Origin of the sequence: Hymenobacter sp. BT188 (assembly GCF_014333585.1) — a bacterium.
Taxonomy (GTDB): domain Bacteria; phylum Bacteroidota; class Bacteroidia; order Cytophagales; family Hymenobacteraceae; genus Hymenobacter.
The window spans coordinates 272,184-289,524 of the sequence record NZ_JACSCW010000005.1 but is presented as its reverse complement, the minus strand read 5'-3'; the positions used below and the strand labels follow the sequence as shown (position 1 = coordinate 289,524).

Here is a 17,341-nt window from a genome sequence, read left to right as displayed (position 1 = left end):
CAGTTCGCTGTTTAAAAGAAGCCTTCGAATTTCGATTCGGAGGCTTTTTTTGGGCAGTAAAAGGAAGGCTTGGTGCCCCCCAACGGCACCTCTCTCGGGGTGTAGCGCAGCCCGGTAGCGCGCGTCGTTCGGGACGACGAGGCCGTAGGTTCGAATCCTGCCACCCCGACTTACTCTAACTCTCAAAAAAGCCCCCCAGACGATTGTTTGGGGGGCTTTTTTATATATTATAATTTAATTATTATATCTACTATACAAGATGAAGTTAGGGTTGCGTTCTTTGCCAGCTTGGTATTCAATCACTTTATCTCTTTACTCCCTTTTCCACTATCTGTATGAAGAAGATCGTTTTTCTGGCATTACTCTTATCTCTAAACTTCTCAATAGCTCAAGCTCAAATAAGTAGAGGCACCTCTTTAATTGGGGGAAGTATTGGATACAATCGGTCTACTAATGAGAGCAAGTATGTTGGGTCAGTCATTCCTGCCGGTCCAAACCCAATAGAGCTCACTTATCAAAATTTTAATGTCAATCCAAATGCAGGTTACTTTATAGCTGACAATCTAGCTGCAGGGCTGTCTTTGGGATTTGGTACAACAAAAGAAATTAGGCCTTATTCTGAAAGTGCCGATCCCGCCCGCCCGAACAAACTAATAACAAAATCTAGCGCTTATAATGTGGCGCCTTTTCTGCGTTACTACTATTTCCCGATTGAGAGCTTCGGATTTTATAGCCAATTATCAGCTGGATTAAATCATCAAGTTACTACCACTACATTTGATGAAATTGACAATGAACGTAAAAGTAAAACTAATGGAGGGGGTGTCAGTATCACTCCAGCGCTAGTTTTCTTTCCTTCTCATAAACTAGGTTTGGAACTGACTGCTGGTAGTATTGGCTATTCTCGCACTCGCACTAAGCCTTCAAGTTTACAGGAGGGACAATATGATAGGGAAACTAAAACCTCAAGCTTTGGAGCCAATTTTGGCTTGAGCACTCTCACGCTAGGAGCCTCTTATTACATAGGTCGCCAATAAAATCGCCATTCTACCAAGCACAAAGCCGGCCCCGATGTCTATCCGGGCCGGCTTTGTTTTGAGGTTTCTCTACTTAACTACTGCCAACACTTCCGCCGGCCCTGCGTCCGGAAATTGCTCCACATATACTTGGCGCAGGGGTATCTTCTGTTGCTTTGCGTATTCTTTAATGCCACTATACAGCTTGCCGGGTGCTAACATATAACTAGCTTCCAAGCGGGCCTGCACTACCCGCTGCCCACCGCTGAATGTGCTGTAGCGGTAGCCGGGGGGCAAATTCTGTGAAACTGTATCCGCTACAATAAGGCCGATAAAGGCTTTTACTGTGTCGCCGGCCGCCTCGGGGTCGTTGTAATAGATATTGCCGAGTGTGCCCTGGAGGTGATTCTTCTCCCTGTACTGTTGCGCCTGACGAAACAGAGGTCCAAACTCATCTCCCTGAACGGGCCCATTGTAGTAGCGCCCAGCCAAAAAGATGGGCTTCGCAGTTGTAATCACCGTTACTTCAGGCTGACGGAAACCTCCCAGATAAGCATATATGCCACCCAGAATAAGCACCAGAGCAAAACCGATAAGCCAGAACCAACGCATTATGTAGTGTTTAAAGTGAGTGCTACAAAGTACAATGTGAATTAAGAAGTGCGAGCACTACTTCCCAGATCCACTTTTTCATTGTTCAGCTCCATGCTTACGTCTTTGTACTGCATCTGGTAGAGCTGCTGATAGAAGCCCCCATGACGCAATAGTTCTTCGTGGGTCCCCGATTCCTTGATCTCGCCGCGGTCAAGCACGATAATGCGGTCGGCCTTTTGAATAGTGCTGAGACGGTGCGCAATAACCAGTGAGGTACGGCCCTCCATAAGTTTGTCGATAGCCTCTTGTATCAGCTCCTCCGTTTCGCTATCGACCGAGGAAGTAGCCTCATCCAGAATAATAATCTGCGGCTGGTATACCATGGCCCGCACGAAGCTAATAAGCTGACGCTGACCAACGGAGAGCGTCGCGCCGCGTTCCATTACCGGATAATGCAAGCCGCCCGGCAGTCGCTCAATAAAGCGTCGGGCACCGACTAGATCGGCTGCTTCCCAGATTTGGGCTTCCGTAATATCCTTATTTCCCAGCGTGATGTTGTCGGCGATGGTGCCTGCAAACAAGAACACATCCTGCAATACCACCCCAATGTGGCGGCGCAACTCTTTCAGATCGAACTCGCGCAGATCGTGCCCATCGACGCGGATAGTACCTTTGTTGATTTCGTAGAAGCGGCTGAGCAGGTTGATAATAGAGGTTTTGCCCGCACCCGTAGCACCCACGAAGGCGATGGTCTGACCAGCTTTTACGTTAAAGCTGATGTCGCGCAGCACGTACTCTTCGTCGTTGTAGGCAAACCAGACTTTTTCAAAGGCCACATCCCCACGGATGGCGGCTGGCGCCAGCGTGCCAGTATCGGCAATAAGCTCCTTGCTGTCAAGCAATTTCAGCAGACGGTCCGTACTTACTAGGCCAAGCTGCAACGTATTGAAGCGGTCAGCAATTTGCCGAATTGGCCGGAAGAACAGCGCATTATACAGGATAAAGGCAATAAGCGCCCCCTTTGAGATAGTGCCCTCAATCTGGCCCTGCGCCGCATACCATACCAGCAACCCTACGCCAATAGCGGCCAACACCTCAGCCACTGGGAAGTAGATGGAGTAATACAGCACCGACTTCACATTGGCCCGTGTGTGCTCCTGGTTAATGGCTTTGAACTTGCGAAACTCGCGCTCTTCGTTGTTGAAGATCTGCACTACGTTCATGCCCGTTAGGTGCTCCTGCACGAAGGAATTGAGGTTGGCCACTGCCGTGCGCACCTCCTGAAATGACTGCTTTACCTTCTCTTTGAACACATACGTGCTGATAATCAAAGGCGGAATGACCGACAGGCTCACCAGCGTGAGGCGCCAGTCAATCCAGAACATAAAGCCCATAATGAACAGCAGTTGGAGAATGTCGCCAATCATGGCCGCTAACCCCTCGCTGAACACATCCGACAAAGTTTCTACGTCGGAAATATTGCGGGTTACCAGGACTCCAATGGGTGTGCGGTCGAAGAACTTAAGGCGCAGATTCAGAATGTGTTGATACAGATCAACCCGAATATCGCGCACGATATACTGACCCAGCCAACCGCCAAAGTAGGTTTGCAGATAGCTTACCAGTGTGTGAGCCACCAGTAATACCAGCAGCAAGGCAAACATGTTGTTTACGCCCGTCAAGTCGCCCTGCTCGATGCTGCGGTCCACCATTTTCTGGATCAGAAAAGGGCGCAGGGTGCCCAGCGCGGCCGTAGCAACGGTCAGGAAAATTAGAAAATAAAATATCCGCCGGTACGGCCGCACATACTTCATCAGGCGGCTTAGCACCTGCCAATCGAAGATGTTGCCGGTTTTGGTGGCGGTAGTTGTTTGCTCCACAGAGGATTTTTTAATCAATACAGGGTACTAAGGAGAAGTAACCACACATAAGCCTTAGAGGTTGCAAAAACAGCAGCGGCTTACACTCACTTTTGCCCCCCACACTCGTCACTCCTGCGGAGGAAGGATGTTAAGAAGTCGGCACAAAGTACGGCATTCCGGTAGGCTCTTCGGCTGCGACCAACTCCGACGGGTACTCAACTCGGCTCAGGAACAAGCCTTTCGCCACCGCAGCGCCACTAGCGGCAATACGGCTTTGGGTATGTAGGATATGGCCAAACTCCTCCGGTGTCAGCTTGCCCCGGCCTACGCTCAGCAGCGTTCCTACCACCAAGCGCACCATACCGCGCACAAACCGGTTGGCCCGAATGCGAAACACCAAACCGCCCGGAATAGAATGCCAGCCCGCTTCATAACACACACAGATGTAGTGGTTTTCGCCGCCTTTTACTTTGGAAAAGCTGGTAAAATCGCGGGAGCCGATGAGGTAGGCGGCCGCAGTATTCATCGCGGTCACGTCCGGCGCACGATCTAGGTAAAGGCTTTGATTAACCCCGAACGGATCAGGAATGAGGCGCACGAAGTACTCGTAGGTGCGAGCTTCGGCATCGAAGCGGGCGTGGGCTTTGTCGGGTACGGTATGCAGGCGCCGCACGGCAATGTCGGGGGGCAATGCGCGGTTGAGGCGATACAAAATGGTGGCCTCGTCCAGCGTGGGGGGCAAATCGGCGTCGAAGTGCGCTACCTGGTGGCTGGCGTGCACGCCCGTATCAGTGCGGCCACTGCCTACCGTATAGACGGGCTGGCGCAATACCTGCGAGAGGCAGCGGTCTAGCTCTTGCTGTACCGTAAGGGTGTTAGGCTGCACCTGCCAGCCGTGAAAACGGGTGCCATCGTAGGCCAGATGAAGAAAATAGCGCATGTAGAGCGGAGGCTTTGACGAGCACAATTGCTGCACTGTCTGAGGCCGTTTAATAAGGCGCAAGCTACTGCTTATGCTACTTTACTGAAGCGTAAAGCAGAGAATCCATAATTTGGCCATCCTTGGTGATACTCTTACGCAAGCGCGCTTCTAGCTCATAACCAGCCTTTCCCAGCACGCGTGCAGAAGCAGCATTCGGGGCAAACACCACAGCATACAGGCGGCACAAGTCAAAATTGGTGAACGCGTAGTCCGTCAAGGCGACAACTGCCGCTGTCGTGATGCCGCGGCCCCAAAACTGCTGCCCTAGAAAGTAACCGATTTCTGCCGAACGCCGATTGACATCTTGCTTGAATAATACGCTGATGCTCCCGGCCGCTTCCCCATCTACCTCTATGCACAAGTGCACGTCGGTCATGCCTTCCGGACTTAATACAAAGCGCAGATGGTGCTCAGCATCAGTGAGCGTATAGGGACTGGGGAACCGGTCGCGCAGGTTAAGCCAGATGGCGCGGCTATTACCGTGCGTGCTTAATGCCTGAGCATCACTAAGCTGCCAGGGCCGCAGCCGCGCCCCATGCACGAGTAGTTCCAACGTGGGGCGCAGCCGGGCAGCAGACATAAGCTGGGGGGCAAATTTAGACCTTCTCGTAAATTACTGCCGCACCCTGCCCTACTCCTACACACATGGTAGCCAGTCCGTAGCGCACGCCTTCGCGGCGCTGCATTTCGTGCAGCAGCGTCGCCGTGATACGCGAACCGCTAGCGCCCAGCGGGTGGCCGATGGCAATAGAGCCACCGTTGACGTTCACTTTTTCAGGATCAAGCTCTAGGTCGCGCATGCAGGCTATGGACTGAGCGGCAAACGCTTCATTTAGCTCAATCAAATCCATATCGTTCATGGTCAAGCCTGCGCGCTGCAATACCTTTTGGCTGGCGGGCACTGGTCCGAGACCCATGTAAGCCGGATCTACACCAGCAACGGCGGAGGCGACCACGCGGGCCAGAGGCTTGAGGTTATAACGCCGCAGTGCCTCTTCGCTCACTACTATCACTCCGGCCGCGCCGTCGTTGATGCCAGCTGAGTTGCCAGCCGTTACGGTACCATCTTGGGGCTGGAAAGCAGGTTTCAGCGTGCCTAATTTCTCCAAGGTAGACAAGCGCGGTGGCTCATCGGTGTCAAACAAGGCAGCGTCACCCTTGGGGTTGGGCACGAATACAGGCACGATTTCGCGGCGGAAACGGCCTTTCTCGTTGGCACGGTGATACTTGCGCTGGGAGTTAAAGGCAAATTCATCCTGCTCCAAACGCGTGATGCCGTATTTGCGGGCTACGTTCTCGGCCGTTTCGCCCATGGCATATGGGTGATGCAGCTTCGAGAGCTTCGGATTCACAAAACGCCAGCCCAAAGTGGTATCATGAGCAGTAAGCTCCCGGCCGAAGGCTGTTTCTGACTTCGCCATCACGAAAGGAGCGCGGGTCATGCTCTCGGCGCCACCGGCCAAATACACGTCACCTTCACCGCAGCGCACAGCCCGCGAAGCATCAATAATGCTTTGCAAACCTGAAGCGCACAGGCGATTTACGGTGTTGCCGGGCACCGTAGTGGGCAAGCCGGCTAGCAGGCCAGCCATACGAGCCACGTTGCGGTTGTCTTCGCCAGCCTGGTTGGCGGCACCAATAATAATGTCTTCTACGGCCGCCTTATCCAAGGTTGGATTGCGGCGTAATAGCTCGCGCAGTATGTGTGCGGCGAGGTCATCGGGGCGGACGCTACTGAGCGCACCGCCAAACCGTCCGATAGGGGTGCGGACGGCATCTACTATATAAGCACTTAGCATTGGCTTGGAATGCGGTTATTACGGTCGTTGTTGGCTACTTTTGCCGGCCCGTAGGCTTCGGCAACGCGGCGCGAACCGTCAAACCACAAAGATGATACAAAGAATCCAAAGCGTGTTCCTTCTTTTGCTGGCCTTGGCCATGCTGAGTGTATTAGTATTGCCCATCTGGAGCAAAACCGACCCCCTAACCGGGCAAGAAGTAGTGCTATCGGCCTACAAACTGGCTTTTACAAACCCTCAAGCGGGCTCACCAGCGCCGACGCCAACCTATCTCATTGCTATTTTGGCGCTGGTTTCGGCGGCAGTGGCGGTGTATGAAATTTTCCAATTCAAAAATCGTTTCCGCCAGCTTAAGCTAGGCTTAGTCAACTTTCTGCTGATTGTAGCTACCATTGGCGCGGGCTTCTACTACTCTGGGGTAGGCGAGCAACTGCTCAATATCAAAGTTCCCGGCGAGTTTGAGGCCGGCTTTTACCTGCCTACTCTCGCGCTGCTGCTCAATGTGCTGGCCAACCGCTTCATCCGCCGCGACGAGCAACTCGTGCGCAGCATGGACCGGCTTCGGTAACTTCTACTGCACTACCGAGTCACAAAAAAGCCCCCCAGAAACATTCTGGGGGGCTTTTTTAATGCTTAATAGATTATCTATCGCCCTCGGTTGCGCTCTACGAAAGCCTCCAGCTCACGGGCGCTGGAACTGAAGCGAAACACGTCGTAAACCCGATAGAAATTCTGCCGATCAGCCACCGCAGGGTACGCATATTTGGCTAACTCCAGCTTGTCTTTATCGAAGTCGAACTGCGTGAGCAGGTGGCGCAAATCATCGGCCCGGATGCCCGTTTCGCTCAAGGCTTGGCGGGCCACTAGCAGCTTGTCGCTATCGAAGGAACGATTTGCCAGCGCTTGTGCCAACGCGTCGACGTCCTGCGGCGTCATTACCTGATAAGCGCCAGGGTAGGCCGTGCCCGGACCGTTGTGGTACGCCCCATAAGGGTCAACGGGCGCGTTCGGCTCCCGTCGGTCATCATCGTAAATGACGTCATCGGGATACGCCCGACGGCCAGGTCCGCGGCCTAGGCCGAGCGGCACGGCAGCTACTTTCCGCAACGCTGGCGCGAAGCCATTACGGGCAATAAGCACGTAGCTAGTCTCCAACCCCGGATCCAGAAACACGCGCGTACGGTAGTTGACGGCCCGACCGTAAGGCGTCGGAATTCGAAATTCAGCCCAGTGGAAACCCGGAGCAAGGCGGTCGATGGACACTTGGCGTACGCCGCCACGCGTCAGCGGCTGCCCATCGAATACCAAGTGAAACGGCACCCCGCGCTCGGAAGCAAAGTTGACAATAACCGGCGCCGCACGCAGCTGGGCCGATAATAGCACCAGCAAACTGATGCTCAGAAGTAAGGCCTTTTTCATGTGTGAAGAATGTGAGAGCAATAGGGATGCTCCCGATAGCTTCTTTAAGCCAAGTATTATGCCATTTTGAATATAGTAAATCCTATTCGATTTCATAGTAAGGTTAGCGTTTTAATTATCAGCCTCTTATTACTTTAGGTCGTTTCTAACTATCTCTATCACTTGTTCTTAGGTGTGTTGCTGAAATTAGCTACCACAAGATTGAGGGATACACCAAAGCACAAAAAAGCCCCCCGTACGTGTACGGGGGGCTTTTTTGGTTCTATGCAGATCGTTATTCAGCTATGCGCGTCACTTTGAACTCCGTACGACGGTTGCGCTGGTGCTGCTCCTCGGTTTTGGCGTTGCGAACGACTGGTTGCGTTTCGCCATAGCCTTTGGCCGTAATGCGCTCTTTCGCAATGCCTTTGGAAATGATATAATCGACCGCTGATTGCGCACGACGCTGCGATAAGCTGGCGTTATACGCGTCCTTACCGCGCGAGTCAGTGTGGGAGCTTAGCTCAATCGTGATTTTGGGGTTGTCATTCAGCGTTTCAACCAGCTTGTCCAACTCAATTGCGGCATCAGGACGAATGTCGGCTTTGTTGTAATCGTAGAAGATATTCTCGACTACAATGGCCACGTTCTTCACAATCTTATTGAGCGTGAGTGTCGCGGGCAGGCGAATGTCATTCACTAATTCCGGCAACTGATCTTGAGCCGGCATCTTGCCTACCGTCGTTACGGAAGTACGGGCCGTGAAGTAGCCGGGGCGGTCAGCCACCAGTGCATAGGTCGTGGCCGAGTCGAGCTTGAAGCTAAACTTACCGTCAGCATCGGTGGTGACTTCCAGAAGTTTACGGTTGCCATTGGCAAACAACTCCACGTTTTCGGAGGCGACGGGCTTCGTAGTCCCGGTTTTGGCGTCGCGCTCCAGCACAGTGCCATCCACGAAGAAGTTGACGAGCTTGGTGGTATTGCGGCGGAAGCGGTACAAGTCGTCGCTGCCTTTGCCACCTGCCCGGTTCGAAGAGAATACACCCACGTTTTGGGCCGTGAAGTAGGGAGCAAAATCGTCGCCGCTGCTATTGAAGGGCGCGCCCAGATTGCGCACTTTGCCCTTATCGACCACAAACACATCCAGCTTGCCGATGCCGGGGTGCCCGTCGGAGGAGAAAAACAGCGTGCCATCGGGAGCAATGGCAGGAAAGCTCTCATTGCCCGGCGTATTGATTTCAGGACCCAGATTTTCGGCGGGCGCGAAACGACCATTGGCGGCTATGGTCGCTTTGTAAAGATCGGTGCCGCCTTCGCCACCTTTACGGCCGGAGGCAAAGTAGAGCGTTTCGCCATCGGGGGAGAAAACAGGCGAGAAGTCGTCAGTGGTGCGGTCGTTGATATTGATGAGCGCGGGCTCGGTCCAGGCGCCACTGCGGTAGTAAGAAGCCCATAAGTCAACGCTCAGGTACCCCTTTTTCTTACCACTATTCGAGCGGGCAAACACGACCATTTTGCCATCGGGGCTATACGTGGCGCTTGCTTCGTGCATGCCTTCGGTGTTAAAGATGGGATCCAGCTTGCGAACGGTGCCGCCAGTCATCTTCTCCGCATCCTCAAAGCGAATGGCATACAGGTCATTAAACCCTTCCCCATTGCCTAAGTACTTCTTTCCATCTCGGCCCGAGGCAAACACAATTTCCTTGGTGTCCGGAATCATGGTGGCGCTAAAGTCCGCCGACTCGGAGTTTACTTGATCGAGGGGTTGAATTTCATCGCGCGTTTTTAGCGCCAAAAGCTCTTTGCTCAAGCGTGTATTTTTGGCCTCTATTTCGGCCCGGGCAGCCAAGGCGCGGTTAGTGCCCAGCTTTACGTAGTCATCAAACTGGGCAATAGCCTCATCGTATTTACCATTGGCTTTTAGTGCCAATCCATAATAGAAGCCAGCATCAGCGTTCTTCAAGCCTGCTCCAACGGCCATTTTATAATATAGCTCGGCCTGCTCGATACGGTTGGATAGTCGATAGGCTTCGCCTACCCGAAAATTGCTTTGGGGGGCATTTTTGCCCCGCTCCGCCTGCGCTTTGTATAAGGCAATAGCCGTTTCATATTCACCGCGAGCAAAGCGCTTATCGGCTTTCGTACCAGATTCGGAGGTAGCGCAGCCGCTAAGGCCCAACGCAGCCACTGATCCGGCGGCAGCCCATACAACAATAGAATTCTTCATAGAAGGAAAGCAGTAGGAAGGGTAAAGCTGGCAGCGTAGACTAGCAATGTTGTTATGCCTAACAATAATACTAAGTTTCGGCAGGAGTAGAGCCGTAAGTTCAACGCTGCGGCGAGGGTTGAAAGTATTTGGCTAACCAAGTCTCAGCGGCCGGTGCGGGCCACGCTGCCGCTAGCTTGCCGTGCTGGGCAATGGTATTGTCAAAATAAGGCGTTTCGGGCTGGAGCTTGCCAGTGGCCACCGCCTCACGTAACGCCCGCCGGTCGAGCAACTGCACCTGTCCATCAACGAGGAAAGCTAAGTGCGACTTCTCCAACAGATTTGCACCCAGTTGCTTCTCCAAGCCATGCACAAATCGCACGGAAGCATCAATAGAGCAGCCACTTGCACCAGCTACCGCTTCATCTAAGCCCAACACCAAAAACTGTCCGTGCCGAAAGGCCGCCGAAGCGCGTAGCGTGCGGCCATGACTGGTCCACTCGGCGGCGAACTGAGCCAGCGCGGGCTCAACAGCCGCTAGCTCTGCCTCCGTAAGCGGCCGGTCAGCCTGATAAATCCAAATGCGGGCGCTGGGGGGCAATTCTTTGAACGGAACAAACATGGAGGAGTAGCTTGAAACTTAGAAATACACACTCTAATGATACAAAGAAACAGCCTCGCCGGGAAGTTCCGACGAGGCTGTTTCGAATAAACAAAAATGCCTTCCAGCTCGATGCTAGGCGTTCAATCCTTCAGCACTAGCAATCAGCTCCGCCAAATCGAAAACCTGCACATCCGACTCACGCTCTTTGTTCTTCACACCGTCGCTCATCATGGTCATGCAGAAAGGGCACGACACCGCAATAATTGCCCCCTGCCCGTTAGTGCGCGGGCTTGGCGTAGCGCCGGCATTGCCATCTTCTACACCACGCGTTTGCGCTAATGCAGGAGCGTTGCCATCCAGCGTAAAGAGAGCTTCTTCAGTGCGCTCGATGTTCACTTCTTTGTTGCCCGGCTCTGCTTCTTTCCACATCTGCGCGCCACCCGCTCCGCAGCACAGGCCATTAGCCTTACTCCGCTTCATCTCCACCAAGTCAGCATCGAGGGTGGCTAGTACGTCGCGGGGCGCTTCGTAAATATTGTTGGCCCGGCCCAGGTAACAAGAGTCATGGAACGTAATGCGCCGACCTTTAAACTCGCCGCCGCCAGCCACGCCTACTTTGCCTTCGTTGATAAGCTGCTGAAGGAACGTGCTGTGGTGAATAACTTCATAATTGCCCCCCAGCGCCGGGTATTCGTTCTTTATCGTATTAAAGCAGTGCGGGCAGGCCGTCACAATCTTCTTGATCTGGTAGCCATCCAGGGTAGTGATGTTCTGCATGGCCTGCATCTGAAACAGGAACTCATTGCCGGCGCGCTTAGCGGGGTCGCCAGTGCAGGTTTCTTCCATGCCCAGCACAGCGTACTTTATGCCTACGTGTTCCAGAATGCGTACAAAAGCCCGGGTCACGCGCTTATAGCGGTCGTCGAAGGCGCCTGCGCAACCCACCCAAAACAGAATTTCGGGTTGCTCGCCGCGGGCAGCCAAATCGGCCATAACAGGAACGGTAACTTGACGCTTGGTGATTTGCTCAGCCATTTAGTTAGTTTTTGATATCGTTTGCCATGCTATTCGTTGGGTGGCATGACGCTTTGGTTTATGCTGTTACAGCTTGTTTCTCGGCCAAATACAGTTCATCAGCCCAATTGAAGCGGTCGGAGGGCGAAAAAGCCCACGGCGCACCATTATTCTCAATATTGGAGAACATCACATTCAACGAATGCGGTGCAGCCGACTCTTCTAGCACCAAGAAGCGGCGCATCTCAATGATAGACTCGAGCGGGTTAATATTTACTGGGCACGACTCCACGCAGGCGTTGCAGGTTGTGCAAGCCCACAGCTCTTCGGGCGTTACCTTACCACGCAGCAACGTGTTTTGATCAGCTTCTACTTTTACCCGCTCCGTGCCTTTGCTAGCGTCACCGTATTGGTTAGGCTGAAAAATCAGCGGAGAGTTGTACTTCTCCTCCATCCGGTCGCGGGTATCCATGATGATCTTACGCGGCGACAATAGCTTACCCGTGATATTGGCTGGGCACGAGGCAGTGCAGCGTCCGCACTCCGTGCAGGAATACGCGTTGAGCAGATTAGTCCAAGCTAAATCTTCAACGTCTTTGGCTCCAAATGAGGTAGGCGCTAACGCCGAGCCGTCGGGACCTACTGGTGGGGCGGGCACCTGATAACTAGGGTCCATCATGGCTTTTACCTCATGGGTAATGCTGTCCACATTCGAGAACTGCCCCTGCGGCACCAGCCGCGAGTAGTACACGTTCGGGAAGGCCATGATAATGTGAAAGTGCTTGCTGCTCGGCAGGTAGTTCAGGAAAATCAGAATCCCCACAATGTGCGCCCACCACCCTGCACGCTCCAGGAAGTGTAACAAATTCAAATCACTAGGGAAAATGCTCATTAGTAATGAGCTAACTGGAAATGAACCCGGCATCTCCAAATTTTGTAGACGATGCCACTTTAAATCAGATGTGTTCATCACAAACAGCGCTACCATCAGCACTACTTCGATGTACAGAATCATATCGGCATCGATACGCGGCCAAGCACGCATTTCGGGCCCTGAGAAGCGACGCACCTTTTTCACATTGCGCCGCCACCAGAAAGCAATAACTGCTATAATCACCAGTGCCCCCAATATCTCATTGGTCGCCATCAGCACATCATACACCGGTCCCAGAAACTGCAAAACACGGTGCGTACCAAATACGCCGTCAATTACAATTTCAATCACCTCAATATTGATCACCAAAAACCCTACATACACCACCAGATGCAACAGAGCTGGTGTAATACGCTTGAACATTTTCTGTTGTCCAAAAGCCACTAGTAAGGTTTTTTGCAGCCGCTCCCCGATATTGCCCGACATATCCCGGTCACGGCCTACGAGAATGTTGGCGCGGATCTTTCGCGCTTGCCAGGCAAACAAGCCGAAACCGACAATGGCTACCAGCAGGAAAATGATGTTTTCGATAGTCACAGGAAAGTAGTTGGGTGGTGGGTTCGACCGAAAAGTACTCGTTATGCCTAACAAATTTAAGATTTTAAGCGAAAACTTTTTTAAGGTAAGTGTTGCAGCTTACTTTTGGTTTACTACTTTTGCCACTCCTAAGCCGTAAAGGACTAAGGAAAGTTGGTAACGTAGCTCAGTCGGTAGAGCACAGCACTGAAAATGCTGGTGTCGTTGGTTCGATTCCAACCGTTACCACTAGAAACCCTCTTCGCAAATAGCGGAGAGGGTTTTTTGTTTTTGGGGTAAAATCGTCAAGCATGATAGGTAGATTCTACAGCGTACCACCTCAGCTTAGGCAGCCAAATTTAATGCTGGATACGGCGCTGGAGAGCAAATCGTGCGGTGTACTGGCTTTATACTATCAAAAACTTACCGGTGTACTTGGGCAAAGCTAAGTACACAGATTGTCTATAAGATTTGGACAAGCCGCTACTAAGCTAGCTGGTATTCACTACTTGTCATCGGCCTGCTAATTCCAATGCGAAGTGGGGTTTTGGCTGATGTATTACCATCAACTCAGAAAAAAACCGAGCGCTATCTGCGCTAAGAAGCTTTTTTTCACTTCTTTTCCAGCTGAATGCATCCTGTAGCTGCTCGGCAGCTGAATAGCCGATGATAATACTTCTGCGCCACCTTCATTCGCTCCTATGAACTTACTAGACACTTCCACCGAACGCATTCCAACTACCGTTTATGTCGACTCGGAACAGGCTTCCGTAGCCGTAGCCCAAGACATAGCGAGTCTGATTCGGCAACGGGCGGCGGAGGGACGAAGCTGTGTACTTGGATTAGCTACAGGCTCCACTCCTACCCGCCTCTATGAGGAATTGGTGCGAATGCATCAACAGGAAGAACTTAGTTTTCAGAATGTTATTACGTTCAACCTGGACGAGTACTTCCCAATGGCTCCGGATTCCTTACAGAGCTATGTGCGGTTCATGCACGAGTATCTGTTTGACCACGTGGATATTCCGGCGGCCAATGTGCATATTCCAGATGGCACAGTGCCGGTGGAAGAGGTGGTGGAATTCTGCCGGCGTTACGAGGAGCAGATTCGGGAGGCAGGAGGTATTGATTTGCAGATTCTGGGTATTGGGCGCACGGGACATATTGGATTCAATGAGCCCGGTTCCGGCGCGGCCTCCCGTACTCGCCTCATCACGCTCGACCATATTACCCGGACCGACGCGGCCAGCGACTTTTACGGAGAAGAGAACGTACCGCGGCGTGCTATTACTATGGGCGTAGGTACTATTCTGGAAGCCCGTGAAATTGTATTGCTAGCCTGGGGCGAGGGAAAAGCCGCCGTGATTAAGCGCATGGTAGAAGGCGACATGACGGACTCTGTGCCAGCTACTTACTTACAAAAGCACCCCAACGTGCGCGTTGTGCTGGATGAGGCCGCCGGAGCTGAGCTGACCGCCCGAAAAACGCCGTGGTTAGCCGATCTGCCTTGTAACTGGCAGGATGCGGCCTTCGTGCGCAAGGCCGTGACATGGCTAGCCCGCCAGTTGCAAAAGCCGATTCTTAAGCTCACTGATCAAGATTATAACGAGCATGGGCTTTCGGGTTTGCTGGCCGAATCGGGGCAGGCGTATAGTATTAATATTAAAGTATTCAATGAGCTGCAGCACACCATTACGGGTTGGCCGGGGGGCAAACCTAGCGCCGATGACTCGCACCGCCCCGAGCGAGCGGAGCCGTTTCCGAAGCGGGTGCTCATTTTTAGCCCTCACCCTGATGATGATGTAATATCGATGGGCGGTACCTTGCTACGGTTGGTAGATCAGGGCCATGAGGTGCACGTAGCCTACCAGACATCGGGCAACATCGCAGTATTCGATGAAGAAGCTATTCGTTTTGCCGAGTTTGTGGCCGACTATGATGAGGCTTTTCGCCTCGATGAGCAGCCTGCCGAGAATTTATACAGGCGCGTAGTCGACTTCCTGCAAAATAAGGCTCCCGGTCAGGTCGACTCAAGTGAGGTACAGCAGATTAAGGGATTGATTCGGCGGGGTGAGGCGAAGTCGGCCTGCCGGTATGCCGGTGTGCCCGACGAGAATGCACACTTCATGGATCTGCCGTTTTATGAAACCGGACGCGTACGCAAAAAGCCCTTGGGCGAAGAAGATATTCAGCTTACCATTGACTTGCTGAATGAAATCAGGCCCCAGCAGATTTATGCCGCCGGCGACTTATCTGACCCGCACGGCACGCACCGCGTTTGTCTGTCGGCCATTTTTCAGGCAGTACAGCGCCTAAAAGCGGAAGGGGCGGAATGGCTGCAAGATTGTTGGGTGTGGCTTTACCGCGGTGCCTGGCAGGAATGGGACATCGATCAGATCGAAATGGCAGTCCCCATCAGCCCGGAGGAGCTAACGCGTAAGCGGCGAGCCATCTTCAAGCATCAGTCACAGAAGGACCGGCCGCTGTTTCCTGGTGCCGATCAGCGCGAGTTCTGGCAGCGGGCCGAGGAACGCAACCGCACCACCGCGCAGATTTACGACCGCCTAGGTCTGCCTGAGTATGAGGCTATTGAAGCTTTTGTGCGTTGGCATTACTGATAGTAGATCTTACTGGAAACGAATACCACATATCCGATTAACCTATCAAGCGCTTCGACAAAGTTAAACCAGCCCAAAAAAGCCCCCCAGCTATCTGATAATAGATTGGGGGGCTTTTTTGGGCTGGTTTTTTATTGACAGGTTTGTTTTTGGGCTGTATTGGCGAAACTATAGCCTAAGCGTACCGCCTGCGTGAATGCCGCGCATGCTTCCACGAGTTGGCCTTGGCGCTGAGCTACGCGCCCCAACAGATAGTGAATCTGGCCATTATTAGGGTTTGCTTTCGCTACCAGCTGATAATCCTGTTGAGCGCGGGCGTAGTCGCCGAGGCGGTAGTAGGCTAGCCCCCGCAAGGTGAGCGCATAGAGCGTTGGGGCCTTGCCCGCCACGGTACGCTGCCGCAGACCAGTGCTCAGGTCGCGGACCGCAAGATCAAACTGTCGCTGGGTGAGCAGTCGTATTTCGCCCCGTAGTATCCAGGCTCCAGCGCGCGTTGAGTCCAGCGCCACTGCTTGGGTCAGTAGCTGATCGGCTTGGGCGGGTTGCTGCTGGCGCGCTTCATAACGGCCTAACCGGTGCAAAATAAAGGCGCGGTCGGCGGGATGGGTTGTGTGGGGCAAGGCTGCGCGGTAATCATTTTGTGCAATGGCGGGCTGATGATAAATCAGCTCCGTGATTTCGGCGCGGCGACGCAGTGCCTCCGTGTAGTCGGGCTTGAAGTGCAGGGCCTCCGAAAAAAAGCTGTGAGCAGTGCTCCACTCCCCCTCGGCATAGGCACGCAGTCCATCATCATAGTTTCCCACAGCCGTTACGTGGTCCATGGTCACTTTCACCGAAAATATAAACAGCACGAATAGACCGATGAACCCGGCTGTTAGCAGGTAGTCACGGCGCGTGAACTTCCGGCGCTTCGGGATAGTGCGGTAGTGGCGCTCCGCCGACCCGGCCGGGGTACGCGTGCGCATCGGGGCAGGCGGGGGCGGCATAGGCACGCCATATACGCGCTGGCCTTGCTGGCGATAAGCTTGCTGCTGGCGCTGCACCTCCTGCGCCTGAGCAGCGCGGCGCAACTGGTGGTCGTAGACGGCCCTGCGGCCCGCATCAGAAAGTACTCGATAAGCGGCGTTTACGGCTTTAAACTGCTCCTCATATCGGGTGCTACCGCCGTGCTTATCGGGATGGTACTGAATGGCTAGGCGCTTGTAGGCCGCTTTAATGTCGCGGACCGACGCCGTGGCTCCTACACCTAAAACTTGATAATGATTCTGACTCAAAACACGGCAGTATAGGGTAAAAGTAATTCAATTTTCAGACACAAACCCGCCTTTTTCGTATGTGCAATTGGCCCGAAAAACCAGTTGCTAGGCGCTTTTTCTGGCCTTCGACCTACTAACAACTTTTCTTTCCATTCTATCCTTCCGCCGTATGGCTTTCGACGACGACTCTAAAACGCCCCCCACTGACAGCCTGATAGGCAACCTCAAAGGCTACCTTGATACACGCATCGATCTGGTGCGCCTCGAAGCGCAGGAGAAAGCAAAAATGGCTTTTGTGGCTACTGCGCATGGTGTCACGATGGCGATAATCGGGCTATTCTTCTTCATTTTTCTGAATGTATTTCTCGGCTTGCTTCTCAATGAAGCGCTCGACAGCCCTTATTGGGGTTTTGGAATAATAGCGGGCTTCTACTTGTTGCTGCTGATCATTTTTGTGGTTGGTGTCGACAAGAAGCTGTTTCAGGGCCTGGCCGACAAAACATTGGACAACACGATCTATAAATCTGATAAGCGTAACTAAC

At 53.1% G+C, this 17,341-nt stretch carries 15 protein-coding genes and 2 tRNA genes; 6 read left to right on the top strand and 11 right to left on the bottom strand.

What is annotated here, in order from left to right:
- The first annotated feature begins 95 nt into the window (after positions 1 to 95).
- Both H8B13_RS16045 and H8B13_RS16040 read left to right on the top strand, forming a co-directional pair.
- Positions 96 to 169: transfer RNA gene (locus tag H8B13_RS16045), tRNA-Pro, on the top strand.
- Positions 170 to 335: 166 nt separating this feature from the next.
- On the top strand, positions 336 to 1,037 hold the full coding sequence (locus H8B13_RS16040; RefSeq protein ID WP_187311823.1) for an outer membrane beta-barrel protein: 702 nt from the start codon (positions 336 to 338) through the stop codon (positions 1,035 to 1,037).
- A 69-nt stretch (positions 1,038 to 1,106) separates the two neighbouring features.
- Here the strand turns inward: H8B13_RS16040 and H8B13_RS16035 are convergent, their stop codons facing one another.
- From H8B13_RS16035 to H8B13_RS16015, 5 genes are all read right to left on the bottom strand, one after another.
- Complete coding sequence (locus H8B13_RS16035; RefSeq protein ID WP_187311822.1) at positions 1,107 to 1,628, bottom strand: hypothetical protein; 522 nt, start codon at positions 1,626 to 1,628, stop codon at positions 1,107 to 1,109.
- A gap of 41 nt (positions 1,629 to 1,669) precedes the next feature.
- On the bottom strand, positions 1,670 to 3,424 hold the full coding sequence (locus H8B13_RS16030) for an ABC transporter ATP-binding protein (RefSeq protein WP_187311983.1): 1,755 nt from the start codon (positions 3,422 to 3,424) through the stop codon (positions 1,670 to 1,672).
- 196 nt (positions 3,425 to 3,620) lie between these two features.
- On the bottom strand, positions 3,621 to 4,412 hold the full coding sequence (gene truA / locus H8B13_RS16025) for a tRNA pseudouridine(38-40) synthase TruA (RefSeq protein WP_187311821.1): 792 nt from the start codon (positions 4,410 to 4,412) through the stop codon (positions 3,621 to 3,623).
- Positions 4,413 to 4,488: 76 nt separating this feature from the next.
- Complete coding sequence (locus H8B13_RS16020; protein ID WP_187311820.1) at positions 4,489 to 5,034, bottom strand: GNAT family N-acetyltransferase; 546 nt, start codon at positions 5,032 to 5,034, stop codon at positions 4,489 to 4,491.
- A gap of 16 nt (positions 5,035 to 5,050) precedes the next feature.
- On the bottom strand, positions 5,051 to 6,253 hold the full coding sequence (locus tag H8B13_RS16015) for a thiolase family protein (protein WP_187311819.1): 1,203 nt from the start codon (positions 6,251 to 6,253) through the stop codon (positions 5,051 to 5,053).
- A gap of 91 nt (positions 6,254 to 6,344) precedes the next feature.
- Between H8B13_RS16015 and H8B13_RS16010 the strand changes: the two genes are divergently transcribed.
- Positions 6,345 to 6,821: a DUF4293 domain-containing protein gene (locus H8B13_RS16010; protein WP_166073699.1), complete on the top strand. Its 477-nt coding sequence runs from the start codon at positions 6,345 to 6,347 to the stop codon at positions 6,819 to 6,821.
- A 77-nt stretch (positions 6,822 to 6,898) separates the two neighbouring features.
- Here the strand turns inward: H8B13_RS16010 and H8B13_RS16005 are convergent, their stop codons facing one another.
- From H8B13_RS16005 to H8B13_RS15985, 5 genes are all read right to left on the bottom strand, one after another.
- Positions 6,899 to 7,672: a DUF4476 domain-containing protein gene (locus tag H8B13_RS16005; RefSeq protein ID WP_187311818.1), complete on the bottom strand. Its 774-nt coding sequence runs from the start codon at positions 7,670 to 7,672 to the stop codon at positions 6,899 to 6,901.
- Positions 7,673 to 7,946: 274 nt separating this feature from the next.
- Positions 7,947 to 9,878 carry an OmpA family protein gene (locus H8B13_RS16000; protein WP_187311817.1) on the bottom strand — a complete coding sequence of 644 codons (1,932 nt, stop codon included), beginning with the start codon at positions 9,876 to 9,878 and terminating at the stop codon, positions 7,947 to 7,949.
- 100 nt (positions 9,879 to 9,978) lie between these two features.
- On the bottom strand, positions 9,979 to 10,479 hold the full coding sequence (locus H8B13_RS15995; protein ID WP_187311816.1) for a hypothetical protein: 501 nt from the start codon (positions 10,477 to 10,479) through the stop codon (positions 9,979 to 9,981).
- A gap of 114 nt (positions 10,480 to 10,593) precedes the next feature.
- Positions 10,594 to 11,454 carry a (Fe-S)-binding protein gene (locus H8B13_RS15990; protein WP_187311982.1) on the bottom strand — a complete coding sequence of 287 codons (861 nt, stop codon included), beginning with the start codon at positions 11,452 to 11,454 and terminating at the stop codon, positions 10,594 to 10,596.
- Positions 11,455 to 11,554: 100 nt separating this feature from the next.
- Complete coding sequence (locus H8B13_RS15985; RefSeq protein WP_187311815.1) at positions 11,555 to 12,946, bottom strand: 4Fe-4S dicluster domain-containing protein; 1,392 nt, start codon at positions 12,944 to 12,946, stop codon at positions 11,555 to 11,557.
- A gap of 155 nt (positions 12,947 to 13,101) precedes the next feature.
- Here H8B13_RS15985 and H8B13_RS15980 point away from each other — a divergent pair.
- Together H8B13_RS15980 and nagB are read left to right on the top strand one after the other, a co-directional pair.
- Positions 13,102 to 13,174 (top strand) — tRNA-Phe (locus H8B13_RS15980).
- 452 nt (positions 13,175 to 13,626) lie between these two features.
- Positions 13,627 to 15,543: a glucosamine-6-phosphate deaminase gene (gene nagB, locus H8B13_RS15975; RefSeq protein WP_187311814.1), complete on the top strand. Its 1,917-nt coding sequence runs from the start codon at positions 13,627 to 13,629 to the stop codon at positions 15,541 to 15,543.
- A 131-nt stretch (positions 15,544 to 15,674) separates the two neighbouring features.
- On the opposite strand, the gene H8B13_RS15970 is transcribed toward nagB, so the two are convergent.
- Positions 15,675 to 16,817: a J domain-containing protein gene (locus H8B13_RS15970; RefSeq protein ID WP_187311813.1), complete on the bottom strand. Its 1,143-nt coding sequence runs from the start codon at positions 16,815 to 16,817 to the stop codon at positions 15,675 to 15,677.
- A 151-nt stretch (positions 16,818 to 16,968) separates the two neighbouring features.
- Between H8B13_RS15970 and H8B13_RS15965 the strand changes: the two genes are divergently transcribed.
- Positions 16,969 to 17,340 carry a phage holin family protein gene (locus H8B13_RS15965; RefSeq protein WP_187311812.1) on the top strand — a complete coding sequence of 124 codons (372 nt, stop codon included), beginning with the start codon at positions 16,969 to 16,971 and terminating at the stop codon, positions 17,338 to 17,340.
- Position 17,341 lies beyond the last annotated feature (1 nt).

Excerpts from the sequence above, each read along its gene's own strand:
- nagB (WP_187311814.1), top strand. The coding sequence starts at position 13,627 with ATGAACTTACTAGACACTTCCACCGAACGCATTCCAACTACCGTTTAT.
- H8B13_RS16000 (WP_187311817.1), bottom strand. The coding sequence starts at position 9,878 with ATGAAGAATTCTATTGTTGTATGGGCTGCCGCCGGATCAGTGGCTGCG.
- H8B13_RS16005 (WP_187311818.1), bottom strand. The coding sequence starts at position 7,672 with ATGAAAAAGGCCTTACTTCTGAGCATCAGTTTGCTGGTGCTATTATCG.
- H8B13_RS16010 (WP_166073699.1), top strand. The coding sequence starts at position 6,345 with ATGATACAAAGAATCCAAAGCGTGTTCCTTCTTTTGCTGGCCTTGGCC.
- H8B13_RS16030 (WP_187311983.1), bottom strand. The coding sequence starts at position 3,424 with ATGAAGTATGTGCGGCCGTACCGGCGGATATTTTATTTTCTAATTTTC.
- H8B13_RS16020 (WP_187311820.1), bottom strand. The coding sequence starts at position 5,034 with ATGTCTGCTGCCCGGCTGCGCCCCACGTTGGAACTACTCGTGCATGGG.
- H8B13_RS16035 (WP_187311822.1), bottom strand. The coding sequence starts at position 1,628 with ATGCGTTGGTTCTGGCTTATCGGTTTTGCTCTGGTGCTTATTCTGGGT.
- truA (WP_187311821.1), bottom strand. The coding sequence starts at position 4,412 with ATGCGCTATTTTCTTCATCTGGCCTACGATGGCACCCGTTTTCACGGC.
- H8B13_RS15995 (WP_187311816.1), bottom strand. The coding sequence starts at position 10,479 with ATGTTTGTTCCGTTCAAAGAATTGCCCCCCAGCGCCCGCATTTGGATT.
- H8B13_RS16040 (WP_187311823.1), top strand. The coding sequence starts at position 336 with ATGAAGAAGATCGTTTTTCTGGCATTACTCTTATCTCTAAACTTCTCA.
- H8B13_RS16015 (WP_187311819.1), bottom strand. The coding sequence starts at position 6,253 with ATGCTAAGTGCTTATATAGTAGATGCCGTCCGCACCCCTATCGGACGG.
- H8B13_RS15965 (WP_187311812.1), top strand. The coding sequence starts at position 16,969 with ATGGCTTTCGACGACGACTCTAAAACGCCCCCCACTGACAGCCTGATA.
- H8B13_RS15990 (WP_187311982.1), bottom strand. The coding sequence starts at position 11,454 with ATGGCCGATTTGGCTGCCCGCGGCGAGCAACCCGAAATTCTGTTTTGG.